This window comes from Streptococcus pseudopneumoniae, assembly GCF_001076775.1.
GTDB lineage: Bacteria > Bacillota > Bacilli > Lactobacillales > Streptococcaceae > Streptococcus > Streptococcus pseudopneumoniae_G.
This window is the reverse complement of record NZ_JVGV01000018.1, coordinates 59,822-75,093: the sequence shown is the minus strand read 5'-3', so window position 1 is coordinate 75,093 and position 15,272 is coordinate 59,822. Positions and strand designations below refer to the sequence as shown.

The following is a 15,272-nucleotide window of genomic DNA, read 5'->3' as shown; positions in this document are numbered from 1 at the left end:
ACTCCTATCTATGTGTACGTGGATCACTAGCATCCGCTAGGTTTTGACCAACTACGAAAAGTGACAAGGATACCAAGACCAAAGTTGTCAATGGAATCCAGAAGAGGTATGCATTTGTTGTTACGTTCTGTGAATAATCTGAAATCAATCGACCTAAACTTGGTACTGTAATAGGCAATCCAAGTCCAAAGAATGACAGAAAGGCTTCATAGGAGATAAATGCTGGAAGCATTTGTGATGTAGTCGTAACAATAACAGATACCAATTGTGGCATGATATTTTTAATGACAATTTTGTATGTTGGAGTTCCGAGTGTGCGTGAAGCAAGGTTGTACTCTAAGTCACGGTAACGCATGATTTGGATACGAATTGAGTAGGCAATCCCAATCCATGTTGTTACACTCATTGCAAAAATCAGATTCCAGAATCCAGCTCCGATTGAGTAAGTCAAGACAATGACAATCAAAAGAGATGGGATGTTTGAGATGACGTTATAAACTTCCATCATCACACGGTCTACTGATTTCGAAATTCCCCAAATACCACCGACAAAGACACCGATAACCAAGTTAATCACTGTCGCAATCACAGAAATGAGGATAGAGTTACGAGCTCCGAACCAAACACCGTCAAAGAGCGATTTACCGTTACTGTCAGTACCGAACCAATGCTCAGCATTTGGCTTAATATAACGAGCACTAAAATCGTTCACTTTGCTGACATCATTGAAATCAAACTTAGAAAACATTGGGTAGATGAAACTCATCAAAATGATAGCTACCAAGATTCCCAACATGACTACAGTTGATTTCTTCTTCATAAATTGTCTAAACACTGAACCCCAGTATGAATAAGCTGGCGCATCAATGGCTTCAGAGGCAAAATCGTCACGTTTTACGAACTGAAATTTTTCTTTATCGATTGTAGACATTATTTGCCTCCTTTCTCAGTCAATTTAATACGTGGGTCAATAATAGTCATCCAAATATCTCCCAAAAGAAGTGAGAAGATAGAAATACATGTAAAGATGAAGACAAGACCTACGACCATAGAGTTATTAGATGCTTTTACAGAGTCAATCAACATTTTACCCATACCTGGGAAGGCGAAGACTGTTTCAGTAAGGGTTGCACCACCGATAACCCCGATAACAGCACCAGGAATCCCTGAAACCAGCGGAACCATGGCATTTTTAAAGATGTGTTTGTTTGAAATTTCTTTTTCAGACAAACCTTTTGCACGAGCAAAACGAACAAAATCCTGTGATTGCAAGTCAATCATGTAACGACGAATCCAAATAGCGGTACCAGGAGCACCCAATAAACCAAGGATAACTGCTGGTAAAACATACGAACGCCAATCTCCAGCACCCAAGATAGGGAATGAATCTGGAAGACCAATTGATGATCCAATCAAACGAACAATGTAAACCAAAGCAATGGTTGGAAGAGCCATCAAGAAGGTCAAAGCCCCTGTTGAGAAGCTATCAATCCAAGTGTTCTTGAAGCGAGCCATAGCTGAACCAAGTGGCACGGCAATCGCATAAGAAATCACCAAACCGATCAATCCAACGATTGCAGAGCTAGCAATCATAGAAGGATATTGGTAGTTGCTTTCAGTAGCAGTATATGGGTCATCTTTCCCATAGTTAGCTACTTCACGTGAATCAGCCTGACTAGGAGACTTGTAGGTTCTTGAGTAAATATTTACAGAAGAAGTTTTCTTACCTGTTGGGAACTGAACTTGAGATGTTTTTGTTTGCCCTTGACCCTGAGTAATAACCTGTAAAACAGGGCTATTAGCATAGGTTGGATAAGAGTCACCTAAATTAATGTTCACAAAGTTTTGATGCACAAATGGGAACTGACTGTTGAAGTACAAGAGATATTTGTGTTTAGTTCCTGAACCAACCAAGGACCATCCGATAGCTGGATCATTTTCAAAACGAAGGTAACGTTTCAAGTCTGGATTTTCAGGGTCTTGAATTTTATTTGTATGGTCAATATCAATCAAGTTAGCATAGAAGTGAAAAACACGTTCAAAAATTGGGATTTCACGAGTAGCGTAGAATTGGCCACTTTCAGTAAATTCTCCCAAGGTCCAACCATGACCGATTTGTTTGATGTATTTTTCATAGATAGCCTTGTTGGTGTCATTAGCTTCAACTGTTACAGAGGCATCCATCTGGCTGGCTTTTTCTTGCAATTCCTTGGTATCGTAGTACTCGATATAGCCCATACGCTCATAAACAGTGTTCTCATAGTTATCACGCTTATCAGCAGTTGTCGCAATCTTGTTATAGTTGGTATCCTGTTTGAAAATCAATTTTCGAGGAACCATTGTATAGATAATCGTGTAAGTCAAGGTTGTTACTAAGAAGATAGAAACCAATGACCGCAAGACACGCATAAAAATATATTTCTTCATATCGTTTCCTTTTTAAATCCCAAAAGAACCTTCTCCTCATGGAGAGAAAGTTCCCTTGAGAGTTATTTATTTAACGTGTTTAGTCAATTCTTTTTGAACTTTTTCGTTTGATTCTTTTTTCTCTTTAATCCATTTCTCACGAGCTTGTTCATAATCAGCCTTTGTTACAACTTTGTCTTGTAACTGAATATATTTGAAGTAGAGATTTGAACCTTTGTCTCCAGATTGGCTATAAGAAGCTGAGAATGGTACAACACGAGAAATGAATGGTGCAGCACCACTAGAAGACATAGCTGGTAAGAAGAGTGAACTGTCTGTCAACCAAGCTTGAGCAGCAGCATATTTTTCATAACGTTTGTTAAGATCACTTGTTTCTTTTCCAGCTTCATCAAGCAATTTATCGTAATCTTTCACACCAACTTTAGCTGCAGCTGCATTTGATGGGTCATCATACCCCATATAAGTTTTCGTTTGCTCACTATTAGTTGATTTAAGGATATCAAGGTAAGTTGATGGATCTTCATAGTCAGGATTCCATCCAACCGCACCTGAAAGATCCCAATCCTCAGCTGCCGCATTAGCAGCATAATAAGTCGCATTAAAGAATTCATCTTTAGAAATTTGTTGAATATCGATGACAACATTTTCTTCGCCTAAAACTTTTTCAACTGATTGTTTGAACGACTGAATCCGTGCGACAAAGTTTTTAGAGGTTTGGTCTACTGGAACATCCAAGTGGATAGGGAATTTCACACCTTCTGCTTCCAGAGCAGTTTTAGCTTTAGCAAATTCTGCTTTAGCTTTGTCAGCGTTAAAGAGACCGTCTTGACCATCAGCAAAGTTTACATCTTTCCACTCATCTCCATAAGTCTTAACTTTTTCAGCAACCAAGTCACCGAAAGTTTTTTCGCCTGCAGTCACAAAGTCTGGTTTCACAAATAAATTACGAACTGCGAGAGGAGCACCTTCTTTACCGTTAACTTGAGCAGAATAACCTGTACGGTCAAAGGCAAAGTTCAAGGCTTGGCGGAAGTCTTTGTTAAGAAGAGCTTTCTTAGTAGATGTTTTCTCTTCATCTGTCGTTTTAGATGTATATTTGTAATTTTGTCGATCGATATTTACACCTAAACCTCCAATACCAGCTCCTGACGGAGTGTAGAAAATATTATCCTTGTATGACTCCTCTACCTTTGAGAAGTTTGAACTTGTTGGGTAAAGACGAGCAAAACTATAAGCTCCACTTGTAAAGTTACGCTCAAGTGATTCTTGGTCCGAACCATCAAAATATGCAAGTGTTGCTGTATCTAAATGAACATTCTCTTTATCCCAGTACTGCTCGTTCTTAGCAAATTCGATAGAAGATTTAGCAGTCAAACCTTTAAGCAAGAAAGGTCCATTATATAGCAATGATGTAGGATCTGTCGCTTTAGCAAAATCAGAGCCTTTTGATTTTTCAAATTCTTCGTTTAATGGCCAGAAAATTGAATAAACCATCTTAGAGTTCCAGTAAGGTTCTGGTTGGTTCAAAGTATACTCAAGAGTATAGTCATCAACCGCTTTAACACCTACTGTAGAGAAATCTTTTGAATTCCCAGCCAAATAATCAGATAAACCTTTAACAGAAGTTTCAGCTAGATATAGAGCTTCTGATTTCTTATCTGCCGCATGTTTCAATCCATTCACGAAGTCTTTAGCAGTCACTTCGGCATATTCTTCACCATCGGATGTCATCCATTTGACACCTTTACGAATTTTGTAGGTATATGTCAATCCATCTTTTGATACAGACCAGTCTTCTGCAACCGCAGGAGTCAAATTCCCGTATTTGTCATTTGTGAAGAGGCCATCGATCCCGTTTGAAGTAGCCACTTTCGTACTCTCTTTTCCAGAAATAATATAATCTAATGTTTCTGGGTCAGCCGAATAGACATAGCCATAGGTTTTTGGAGCTGTCGAATCAGATGATTTTGAATTCCCACAAGCTACTAACACACCTGTTGCCAATAAAGCAACTCCTGCTGCAACAAAGACTCTACTTTTTTTCATTTATTTACTCCTCTGATAAAGTATAGGTTATCATCAATTATACCATAGATTTCAAGAAAAGTAAACGAATTTTCAGAATATTTAGGCTTATTGACACAAAAAATCTGAAAAAGCTATTGACTGAAAATCATTTTCAAGGTATAATAATAAACGTTAAGGCGGTATAGCCAAGTGGTAAGGCACGGCTCTGCAAAAGCTTGATCGTCGGTTCAAATCCGTCTACCGCCTTCTATAACTTGATTTATCAGGTTTCACATGAACAGAAAGCCCAATTTGAAGGGCTTTTTTCTTTTTCTTTGGATAAATAAGGATAGATTTAGAAAAGTTTTGGGGCGGATTTGGGGACTGAGTTTTTCGAGGATACTATTCCCTTTTAAAATCAACTGAAAAAAGCTTTGTCACGCATGATGACAAAAGCCTCTAGTTTACTCTGTTTCTTCTTCTATTTCAACTTCGGTAATTTGGACTTTTACCTTGGTAACACGTCCATTTTTCACTTTATCATTGGTTAGGATAAGCTGTTTGTTTTGGCTTACCAACTCATAGCTGAGCTTTTCAGTCGTTGGAATGGTCCCCACTCCTGTCAAATAGTAACCAGCGATGGTATCAACGTCATCACTTTCCAGTTCAACATCAAAGTAGTCATTAAAATCATTGAGATTCATGGTACCTTGAACAATATAAGTATCTTCTCCAATTTTATGAACTTCGATTTCAGCCTTATCTGTTTCGTCATCGATTTCCCCAACGATTTCCTCTAAGAGGTCTTCAAGTGTCACCAAACCAGCCATTCCACCGTATTCATCTAACAAAATCGCCATTTGTCTTTGGGTATTGCGTAATTCTTTTAACAAGTCATCCACAAAAATAGTTTCAGGAACAAAAAGAGGATCTTGTAAGATTTTCTTCCAAACAATATTGTCAAAACCGTCCACAAAGCCCGCATTAAGGAGACTCTTGGTATGAATAATCCCAATCACATTGTCCTTATCCCCATCATAGACAGGGATACGAGAATAATTTTGTTTTAAAATACTTTGGATGATGGTTTGACTATCATCCTGAATATCTACCATAAAGGCATCCGTTCGAGGAACCATGACTTCTCTGGCCATTAATTCGTCCAGTGAAAAGATTCCTTGTAACATTTCAATTTCGTCAGCATCTAGTGTTTCTTCACTATTTGTCAACATGTACTCAATTTCATCACGGGTCATTTTTTCATCAGCATCGTCAAAGGTCATAGGAGTCAAGCGACTCAAGAGATTGGTAGATGCAGACAAGAGCCAAACAAAGGGACTAACTAGTTTCCCAAGCCCAATGATAACTGGCGCTGTACGAATCGCCAAGGCATCCTTTAGATTAAGAGCGATTCTTTTAGGATACAATTCCCCAAAAACGATGGAAATATAAGTCAAAAATGCTAAAGATAGAAAACTTGCAATAGCATAAGCTGTTTCGCCATTTCCAAGCCAAGATGCAATTTCTCGTCCCAGAGTTTCTGCCAAACTCGCCCCTGACAAAATCGTAATCAGGGTAATCCCTACTTGAATAGTTGATAAAAAGTGGTTAGGATTTTCTAGTACCTTCAGCAGACGGATATAGCGTCTATCTCCTTCTTCTGCCTTTTGTTCAACCCGCGCACGGTTTAGTGACACCATGGCCATTTCTGTAGCTGAGAAAAAGGCATTTAATACCGTCAAGATAAACAATAAAACAAATTGTAGCAACAAATTCTGACTACTTGGGTCTTCCATAGTTCTTCTCCTAAAATAGTAACTTATCCTTTATTATATCACAAAATTTAGTCCAGTACATATTATTTTTTCTCATACTCTTCGAAGATTTCTTCAAACCACATCAGCTTCATCTGCAACCTCAAAGCTGTGCTTTAAGCAACCTACGGCTAGCTTCCTAGTTTGCACTTTGATTTTCATTGAGTATCAGTGTCTATTCTAGTCCTACTTAAATTGTCCAAAAAAGAACCCCTACATCCACAAGTGACATAGGAGTTTATCTTATCTTTTACTGAGTGACCGTTACTTCTCCAGTTCGGTAATCCAGTTGAAGCCCCTTTTGAACATTGGGAACTAGAACATTGAATTCCAATTCTCCGTCTGAAGACTTGGCTTCAATCTGTGAAGCTGAAGGAACTAAATCCTCATTTGTAGCGTAATAAAGGGTTACACGGTAACGGACACGCTTGTTTTTATCCAAGGCCTTGCGTACCATGCTTTCATAGTAGTTTTGCCCTGTCGAATCCTCGGCTTGCGCCTGATTTGCCCAGGCTGTTTGAACAGCAATATTTTTAGGATTGCTTGTCGAGGCATCAAAACCATCCAAGCCACCTATCAAGGCATAGCCTAATAAATGACCTCTATCGACCGCATGAGTATAAGTCCCCTTTAGATTCTTAACCTGATGCCATCCCGGAGGAGTCCATGAATTCGAACCATTCCCCGTTTCTTCACGATTTTTATACTGGCGAGTAGCCTTAGACAAGAGGGCATTTGCTACAGTTGGCACGGTTTCCTTGCCCACTGTCTTTGTTTTATTATCAGCGTAGGGTTTACTTGAAACCTTGGCATCTAGATTTGTTTTATTACCATTGACGATAAAAGCACCCGAGCCATTCCACTCCAGACTCCCTTTTACTTGACTCTTGACTGCGTCTGTTAAAACACTCTCTGCCAATGCTTGACTAGGAGCTTCAGACGCTTGTTTTTTCTGACTAAGCTTGGTTTTGGGACTATTAGCTGTCGACTGCATCTGCTTGATATAATAGCTCCCTGCAGACAAAAGCAATAACACTAGCAGTCCGATTAGTGTCTGTCTTGTTTTTTTATCCATTTTTCTCCTTATCTCTAGAAAAAGACTGGTTCTCCAGCCTAATTTCCTGTAAATTTATGAATTAATTCCTGCCATTTTGCTGGAGACAGGATAGCCCATGGATCTTGACCCTTGCCCAAGATTCCATAACCGACCATTAAACCAATTCCTAGGGCTAAAACACCTAAAATCAGTACTATGATGACTAAAAGTAAACGCTTGACTACGTAGCTTGATTTCTTATTCATCTTCATCACTTGCCTCAATCCGCTGAATCTTAGCACCTAGCTGCGCCAACTTCTCATGGAAACGGTAATAACCTCTATCCAAGTGAACCAATTTACCAACAACGGTTTCTCCTTGCGCTACCAAACCTGTCAAAATTAAGGCAGCACTGGCACGAAGGTCAGTTGAAAGAACTTCTGCTCCCTGCAAAGGTTGTCCACCAACAATACGAGCCGTATCACGGATAATCTCAGAATGCAAGCCCATGCGACGCATTTCTTCTAGATGTTGGAAACGATTTTCAAAAACTGTCTCCACCATGGTTGATTCACCTTTTGCGACGGTCATCAAGGCTGTAAATTGAGCCTGCATATCTGTTGGAAATCCTGGGTGGGGCAAGGTTTTTACATGCACAGCTTTTAGTTTTTCTAGTTGAGAACGAACTCGAATTCCTTCAGTCTCCTCTGTCACTTCCACTCCCATTTCAAGCAATTTGGCAATCAAGGGACGGTTGTGCTCCCAAACAGCGTCTTTAATCAAGACATTACCACCAGTCATGGCAGCAGCTATCATAAAGGTTCCTGCTTCAATACGGTCTTGGACCACATTGTGAGTCGTACCATGAAGTTTCTCAACACCAGTAATGGTAATGGTCTCTGTACCAGCACCTTTTACCTTAGCTCCCATTTCATTGAGGAGAATAGCTAGGTCAACAATCTCAGGCTCACGCGCAGCATTTTCAATCACTGTTACCCCATCAGCTAGAGTCGCTGCCATCATCAAGTTCTGCGTAGCACCAACACTTGGGAAGTCCATGTAGATATGAGCGCCATGCAAGCGATCAGCCTTGGCTTCGATGTAACCAGCTGTCTGACTAATCTTAGCTCCCATGGCTTCCAGACCTTTCAAATGAAGATCAATAGGGCGGCTACCAATCGTACAACCACCTGGCATGGATACCTTAGCATGCCCCACACGAGCAAGGATTGGTCCCAAGACAACGATGGATGCGCGCATCTTGCTGACATACTTGTAAGGAGCTTCCTCAGTGATATCGCCAGTCGCGTCCACCTCAACAAGATGAGCTTCTTCATTAAAATCCACCTTGGCATTTAAACCGCGAACCACCTGATTCATAGTGAAAACATCTGACAAGATAGGAACATTCTGCAAAACAGTCTTTCCTTCACTGGCTAGAATAGTCGCTGCCAACAAGGGCAAGACTGCATTCTTTGCTCCTTCGATCGTAACACTTCCTACCAGACGATTATCGTCACCTTGAACCACAATTTTTTCCATACTTATTTCCTTTACATTTGATTTTATAATAATCCTCTAAGCGCTTCTTGCCACAACTGATACAGGCTGATAAAGAAAGAACTCATGATATAGCCCATGACAATGCTGAAAAAGGCTACTAGTAAACGAACTTTTCCTGTATTCTCAGTTGTCACTTTTAAAACCTTTTCCCATCTAACAAGATCCTTTAAAAGGTAAAAACTCACATAAATAAAGAGCATGTGACTGCTTAGAGTGAATAATAATTGAACCATTTGACTATTATACCATCTTCTCTGTTTGTGCGCTAGTTTGGAAACTTCACTTAAAAACTAGGGATTGTTTTTCAAGTAATCAATTGCATCTTGTAGGGTTTTAACTGGCACGATTTTCATATCTGTCTTGATTGTTTTAGCTGCTTCCAGGGCTGTTTGGTAGTTATTTTTCGCATCAGGATGTGCTTTTTGTTCTTCTTCGCTAACAGGGTTATCAGGGGCAAAGAAAATAGCAGCACCTTCTCTAGCCGAAGCTACAACTTTCTTATCGATACCTCCAATGTCTCCCACATTACCATCGCGGTCAATGGTTCCTGTACCGGCAACAATGCGGCCATTACGAAGGCCAGGGTCAGCTATTTGGGTATAGATGGCCAGACTAAACATGAGGCCAGCACTTGGACCGCCAATACCAGCTGTTGAAAAGCGAATTGGAACATCACTGGTCACTTCTGTACGGTCAATCAAACCGATTCCAATTCCATTTTTGCCATTTTCCAAGGTGATAATCTTACCTTCTGCAGACTTGGTTTGCCCATCCTCTTCATAGGTGACCTTGACGGAGTCCCCTAGTTTTTGAGAATTGACATAATCAATCAAATCTTTGGAACTATCAAAGGTCTGATCATTGACTGCTGTGACCGTATCAGAGATGTTAAGAATCCCTTTAAAGGTCGAATTATCCGTCACAGTCAAAACATAAACCCCAAGATATTTGAGTTCGATATCTTTACCAGCTGTTTTTAGCCCTTGATACTTGGCCATGTTTTGCGATGTTTGCATGTAGAATTGATTGATCCGCATAAATTCAACATCGGAAGAGCCACCTGTAGTCTCTTGGGCACTACGAATATCTGTAAAAGGCGTCAACCATGCATAAATCATATGAGCTAAAGTGGCATGTTGGACACCAACCGTAACGAATTGATAGGCACCAGCTTCCTTATCTTCTGTGTCATTGACTTTAAGGACTTGGCGAATATCTTCCGAACCACCTGGAACTTCTATATAGTAGGGCAAGGGCACTACAAATGCCAAGAAAGTCACAATTAAGGCAGCAATGACATATAAGGGCCATCTAATCTTTTTTTTCATTTTTTATTTCCTCCAAAATACTCTCAGGAACATAGCAGGTAATATCCTGACCAAACTTCAAAAGTTCTCTAACACCGGATGAACTGAGATAGAGATGTTCAGGTCGACTATGTAAATAAATGGTCTCTATATTAGGAGACAGCTGATGGTTGTAGTAATCAAAACTGGCTTCATATTGCAAATCCGACGCATTTCTCAAGCCTCGCACTAGGAAAGTAGCCCCCAGTCTTTTTGCAACATCAACCACCAATTCATCATGAGAAAACACGACTTCAACATTCCCCAAATGTTCCAAAGCCTTTTCTAGTCCCCGTTTACGATTTTCAAGAGGGAGAAATCCTTGTTTATGGGGATTGAAAAAAATACCGACATAGAGCTTATCAAAGAGTCTGCTCGCCCGTTCAATCATATCCAGATGCCCATTTGTCATCGGATCAAATGAGCCTGTGAATAAGCCAATCTTATCTGACATAAACTGTCACCTTACTAATTCCATAAATTTTTTCCTTCCAGATACCCAGGCAGGCAATTTCTTCTGGAAGTTCGACGGCCTTATCCGTCTCACACACGACCATGACATCTTCAGAAAAAAGCTCTTTCTCAGCCATTTTTTCAATATCTGCTACGATTTGTTCCTTGGCATAAGGAGGGTCTAAGAAAATGAGGTCAAATTCCCCAGATACCTGTTCCAATGCCCTTTCTGCATCCATCTTGAGGAGCTCAAATTTTCCAACTTCCTTGGTCATCTGAATATTTTCAGCCACGATAGCCTGAGCCTTACGTTCTCGTTCCACCAAAACAGCGCTGGACATGCCACGCGAGACTGCCTCGATAGATAAACCACCACTACCTGCATACAGGTCCAAGACTCGTCCCCCTTCAAAGTAGGGACCAATCATGTTAAAAATGGCTCCCCTAACCTTATCCGAAGTAGGTCTTGTCGTCTTTCCTTCTAGTGTCTTTAGGGGACGTCCCCCATAGATTCCTGATACGATTTTCATACCGTTTATTATACCAAATTATGGGCGAAAAGAGAAAGAAAACCGAACCTTGCGGTTCGATTCTCTACAAAATATTTTCGTAAGTATCGCGGACTTCTTGAGGCCAAACACTTGTTTGCACTTCTCCGATGTGTTTCTTGCGAAGTAGGAACATGGCCATCCGAGATTGTCCAATTCCTCCACCGATTGTCAATGGGAATAGACCATTCAACAAAGCCTTGTGCCATTCCAATTCCAAGCGGTCTTCATCACCTGTAATGGCAACCTGACGACGAAGCGTTTCTTCATCTACACGGATTCCCATAGAAGACAACTCAAAGGCTCCCCCCAGAGACTCATTCCAAACAAGAATATCACCATTTAGACCCTTGTAACCATTTTCAGACTCACTTGTCCAGTCATCGTAGTCTGGTGCACGTCCATCGTGCGGTTTACCGTCTGGTAATTCACCACCGATACCGATCAAGAATACTGCTCCAAATTCTTTACAAATAGCATTTTCACGCTCTTTTGGTGTCAAATCTGGGTAGCGTTCTACCAACTCTTCTGTGTGGATAAAAGTGATTTGTTTTGGCAAGATTGATTCAATATCATAGCGGGCTTCAACAGCTAGCTCAGTCAGACGAATAGCCTTATAAATTTTCTCAACAGTTTCTTTTAGGTAAGCGATGTTACGTTGTCCATTTGGAATGACTTTTTCCCAGTCCCACTGGTCAACATAAACAGAGTGGGTCGCATCCAGCGAATCTTCGTCTGGACGAAGGGCCTTCATGTGAACAAAAAGACCTTCACCCTCACCGAAACCAAAACGAGCCAAAGTATGGCGTTTCCATTTGGCAAGTGAATGCACCACTTCATAGGTTTCATCAGGAATCTGCAAAACCTTGACAGATACTGGATTTTCCACACCAGACAGGTTATCCTGCATCCCGTCACCGACCTTGCTCAAGATAGGACCTTGAACTTCGACAACTTCTAGCTTATCTTTCAAATACTGGGTAAAAGTGTTTTTGACAAAGGAAATTTCTTCTTGTTGATGGATAAAACTTTTCTTCATAGGCTACTCCTCAAAAATTAATTAAAAGCATTATACACCTATTTCCAAGAAAAGAAAAGAGAAAATTTAAAAAAATCAGTGCTCCTTCGAACACTGATTTCATGGACCTTTAGTCATTGCGACCAAAGATACGTAGAATACTGAGGAAAAGATTGATAAAATCAAGATAGATACTGAGAGCCATTGACACAACCCAGCCTGTCGCCACACGACCTTGCGATTGTTCATAAGCATAGCGAATTCTCTGGTTGTCCCAAGCAATCAACCCTGAGAAGACCAAAACCATGGCTACACTAATCATATAATCAAAGAAACCGCTAGCCAAGAAAATATTGACTACCATGGCAATCAGCAAACCAATTAAAGCTGCCATCATAGCTCGACCGATCCCACTCAAGTCTTTCTTGGTGAACATACCAACTGCCGCCATGACAAAGAAGAGAAGGGCGCTCGATACAAAGGCAGATAAAACTGTACCCGGAGTATAGAAGGCCACCACAAAACTGAGGGTAAAGCCGTTTAAAACGGAGTAAAGCAAAAATACTGGAAGAGCCGCTGGACTATTCTTTAAGGCCATGTTACTAGCAACGAAGACTAGTGCTAGCTCCGCAAGGGTTGCAATGGTCAACCAGAGACGTCCCTGCATCAAAAAGTAAACCAACTGAGACTGAAAAACCGTCAACATGAGGCCAGATACCAAGGCGGATAGCCCGATTCCTAGCCCAACAAAGGCATAAACCTTAGCGTAAAATTGATTGAGACCAGTACGGTCTTGTATAATAGTGTGATTCATCTTTTCTCCTTTTCTATGAACATCTTTCCTTGATTATAACAAAGAAAGTTAAAATTAGCTTAAATGGAAAATTAAAATACCGGCTGCAACGGCAACATTCAAACTCTCCGCCTGCCCCTTCATACTAATGTGGACCAACTGGTCTGCACTTTCAACCATGAGGGGACTAATTCCTTGACCCTCATTTCCCATGACTAGTACAAAATTTTCTATAGGAACCAGTTCTCTGTAATCAACAGAATCTTTAGATAGGGTTGTTGCCAGCACTGAGATACCTGCCTCTTTGGTTTCCTTAAGAAGCGCTTGACTCGACATCCGGTAAATAGGCAGATGGAAATGACTGCCTTGCATGGAACGTAAGGTCTTGAGACTGTAGATATCTGCCGATTTATCTGAAACAATCACTCCAGTAAAACCTGCTGCATCCGCAGTCCGAATGATAGTTCCCACATTACCAGGATCTTGCACATCTTCCAAAAACAAGAACTTGCCCTGACTCAAATCAGCTTGTCCTACTTCTTCTTTTTGAACCACCGCAACAATGCCCTGTGGAGTCTGAGAATCCGCTAAATCTAGCAGAATATCCTCTGACACCCAGACAGTTTGCGGAAAAGCAACTAACTGTTCTCGATAACTTTCTAGGGCAAAGATTTTCTCAATCGTCACTCCAGCTTGAACAGCTTCTTCAAACAAGTGCCAGCCTTCAATCAAATAAGCAGACTTGCGGTATTTTTTTTGGTGTAATTTCTTGGCATTTTTTACCACAGAATTGGCTTTTGAGGTTATAATAGTCATAGAAATATTATAACACAATCAAAGGGGTTTGGTATGCAAAAGGTTAGAATGATTGCCCAAGGTAGGGTACAGGGAGTCGGCTTTCGTTGGGGTGTTTACAGCTTGGCACTTGAAATTGGTGGCATCACAGGTCGAGTATGGAATAACGACGATGGCACAGTGGAAATATTAGCCCAAGCAGACTCATCTGCTACCATGGCAAAATTTATCCAAGAAATCCGCAAAGGACCCACACCTTTTTCAAAAGTCAGCTACTTAGATGTCAAACTAAGTAACTTTCCTCCCTACCCTGACTTTAAAATCGCAAATTAAGTCTCTAGAACTATTGTATATTTTGTAAAAAAACAGTAGAATAGAAAGGTATAATTTTTAAAGAAGGAATAAAAACAGTGAAATCTATTAAACGTTTTGCACTCTCAGCTATGGGAGTGGCTATGTTACTTGTTTTGACAGGTTGCGTTCAGATTGATAAAGCAACAGGTAAGCCAATTGGTCCCGTTTGGGATTTCTTGGGTGCTCCGATGGGAGAAGCTATCAAGTACTTCGCTACTGATCAAGGTCTAGGCTTTGGTGTCGCTATCATCATCGTAACCATTATCGTGCGCTTGATTATCTTGCCACTTGGTATCTACCAATCATGGAAGGCAACGCTTCACTCTGAAAAGATGAACGCCCTCAAGCACGTCCTTGAGCCACACCAAACACGTCTCAAGGAAGCGACTACTCAAGAAGAAAAACTCGAAGCCCAACAAGCTCTCTTTGCCGCTCAAAAAGAACACGGCATCAGCATGTTTGGTGGTGTAGGATGTTTCCCTATCCTCCTTCAAATGCCTTTCTTCTCTGCAATTTACTTTGCTGCCCAACATACTGAAGGGGTTGCTCAAGCAAGCTTCCTAGGCATTCCTCTAGGTTCGCCAAGTATGATTTTGGTTGCCTGCGCAGGTGTCCTTTACTATCTTCAATCGCTCCTTTCACTTCACGGAGTAGAAGACGAAACGCAAAGAGAACAAATCAAGAAAATGGCTTACGTGAGCCCAATCACGATTGTTGTCTTCTCCCTCATTTCACCAGCCAGTGTCACACTTTACTGGGTTGTCGGTGGTTTCATGATGATTCTCCAACAGTTTATCGTCAACTATATCGTTCGTCCAAAACTTCGCAAAAAAGTTCGTGAAGAACTAGCCAAGAACCCACCAAAAGCACGTGCTTTCTCTACACCAAGTGGACGAAAAGACGTTACTCCTGAACAACCAACTGCTATCACAAGCAAGAAAAAACACAAAAATCGCAACGCTGGGAAACAACGTTCGAGATAAGAAGAAAAAGGCTTAGCTGGTTTGCTAAGTCTTTTTGCAAGTCATACTCTTCGAAAATCTCTTCAAACCACGTCAGCTTCGCCTTGCCGTATATATGTTACTGACTTCGTCAGTTCTATCCACAACCTCAAAACC

The 15,272-nt window shown here is 40.8% G+C and carries 16 protein-coding genes and 1 tRNA gene; 3 read left to right on the top strand and 14 right to left on the bottom strand.

What is annotated here, in order from left to right:
• Positions 1-4 precede the first annotated feature (4 nt).
• From oppC to ADJ60_RS04650, 3 genes are all read right to left on the bottom strand, one after another.
• On the bottom strand, positions 5-931 hold the full coding sequence (oppC, locus tag ADJ60_RS04660; protein ID WP_049486660.1) for an oligopeptide ABC transporter permease OppC: 927 nt from the start codon (positions 929-931) through the stop codon (positions 5-7).
• Complete coding sequence (locus ADJ60_RS04655; RefSeq protein ID WP_049543732.1) at positions 931-2,427, bottom strand: ABC transporter permease; 1,497 nt, start codon at positions 2,425-2,427, stop codon at positions 931-933. The genes oppC and ADJ60_RS04655 overlap by 1 nt, the downstream gene beginning before the upstream one ends.
• Before the next feature lie 66 nt (positions 2,428-2,493).
• Positions 2,494-4,473 (bottom strand): peptide ABC transporter substrate-binding protein, encoded by a 1,980-nt coding sequence (locus ADJ60_RS04650; RefSeq protein WP_020902007.1) that lies wholly within the window; start codon positions 4,471-4,473, stop codon positions 2,494-2,496.
• 157 nt (positions 4,474-4,630) lie between these two features.
• Here ADJ60_RS04650 and ADJ60_RS04645 point away from each other — a divergent pair.
• Positions 4,631-4,701 (top strand) — tRNA-Cys (locus tag ADJ60_RS04645).
• Positions 4,702-4,898: 197 nt separating this feature from the next.
• Here ADJ60_RS04645 and ADJ60_RS04640 read toward each other — a convergent pair.
• The 11 genes from ADJ60_RS04640 to ADJ60_RS04590 all read right to left on the bottom strand — a co-directional run bounded on the left by ADJ60_RS04640 (position 4,899) and on the right by ADJ60_RS04590 (position 13,821).
• On the bottom strand, positions 4,899-6,230 hold the full coding sequence (locus tag ADJ60_RS04640) for a hemolysin family protein (RefSeq protein WP_049543730.1): 1,332 nt from the start codon (positions 6,228-6,230) through the stop codon (positions 4,899-4,901).
• Between the two features lie 268 nt (positions 6,231-6,498).
• On the bottom strand, positions 6,499-7,323 hold the full coding sequence (endA, locus tag ADJ60_RS04635) for a DNA-entry nuclease EndA (RefSeq protein ID WP_049543728.1): 825 nt from the start codon (positions 7,321-7,323) through the stop codon (positions 6,499-6,501).
• Between the two features lie 38 nt (positions 7,324-7,361).
• A complete protein-coding gene (locus ADJ60_RS04630; RefSeq protein WP_025169706.1) occupies positions 7,362-7,550 on the bottom strand; it encodes a DNA-directed RNA polymerase subunit beta in 189 nt (62 codons plus the stop codon).
• Complete coding sequence (murA, locus tag ADJ60_RS04625; protein WP_049543726.1) at positions 7,543-8,826, bottom strand: UDP-N-acetylglucosamine 1-carboxyvinyltransferase; 1,284 nt, start codon at positions 8,824-8,826, stop codon at positions 7,543-7,545. Before murA ends, ADJ60_RS04630 begins: the two co-directional genes overlap by 8 nt.
• A gap of 23 nt (positions 8,827-8,849) precedes the next feature.
• On the bottom strand, positions 8,850-9,080 hold the full coding sequence (locus ADJ60_RS04620; protein WP_000250396.1) for a DUF1146 family protein: 231 nt from the start codon (positions 9,078-9,080) through the stop codon (positions 8,850-8,852).
• Positions 9,081-9,137: 57 nt separating this feature from the next.
• Positions 9,138-10,175, bottom strand: coding sequence for a SepM family pheromone-processing serine protease (locus tag ADJ60_RS04615; RefSeq protein ID WP_000727281.1), 1,038 nt, complete (start codon positions 10,173-10,175; stop codon positions 9,138-9,140).
• Positions 10,159-10,647: a pantetheine-phosphate adenylyltransferase gene (gene coaD / locus ADJ60_RS04610; protein WP_004255857.1), complete on the bottom strand. Its 489-nt coding sequence runs from the start codon at positions 10,645-10,647 to the stop codon at positions 10,159-10,161. Before coaD ends, ADJ60_RS04615 begins: the two co-directional genes overlap by 17 nt.
• Positions 10,637-11,176, bottom strand: coding sequence for a 16S rRNA (guanine(966)-N(2))-methyltransferase RsmD (rsmD, locus tag ADJ60_RS04605; protein WP_049543724.1), 540 nt, complete (start codon positions 11,174-11,176; stop codon positions 10,637-10,639). Before rsmD ends, coaD begins: the two co-directional genes overlap by 11 nt.
• A gap of 64 nt (positions 11,177-11,240) precedes the next feature.
• On the bottom strand, positions 11,241-12,233 hold the full coding sequence (gene asnA / locus ADJ60_RS04600) for an aspartate--ammonia ligase (protein WP_049543722.1): 993 nt from the start codon (positions 12,231-12,233) through the stop codon (positions 11,241-11,243).
• A gap of 109 nt (positions 12,234-12,342) precedes the next feature.
• Complete coding sequence (locus ADJ60_RS04595; RefSeq protein ID WP_033684745.1) at positions 12,343-13,026, bottom strand: Bax inhibitor-1/YccA family protein; 684 nt, start codon at positions 13,024-13,026, stop codon at positions 12,343-12,345.
• A gap of 54 nt (positions 13,027-13,080) precedes the next feature.
• Positions 13,081-13,821 (bottom strand): TrmH family RNA methyltransferase, encoded by a 741-nt coding sequence (locus ADJ60_RS04590; protein WP_049543720.1) that lies wholly within the window; start codon positions 13,819-13,821, stop codon positions 13,081-13,083.
• Between the two features lie 33 nt (positions 13,822-13,854).
• Here ADJ60_RS04590 and ADJ60_RS04585 point away from each other — a divergent pair, with 33 nt between their 5' ends.
• On the top strand, positions 13,855-14,133 hold the full coding sequence (locus tag ADJ60_RS04585; RefSeq protein WP_001174616.1) for an acylphosphatase: 279 nt from the start codon (positions 13,855-13,857) through the stop codon (positions 14,131-14,133).
• Positions 14,134-14,210: 77 nt separating this feature from the next.
• Positions 14,211-15,137 (top strand): membrane protein insertase YidC, encoded by a 927-nt coding sequence (gene yidC / locus ADJ60_RS04580; protein ID WP_049543718.1) that lies wholly within the window; start codon positions 14,211-14,213, stop codon positions 15,135-15,137.
• Positions 15,138-15,272 lie beyond the last annotated feature (135 nt).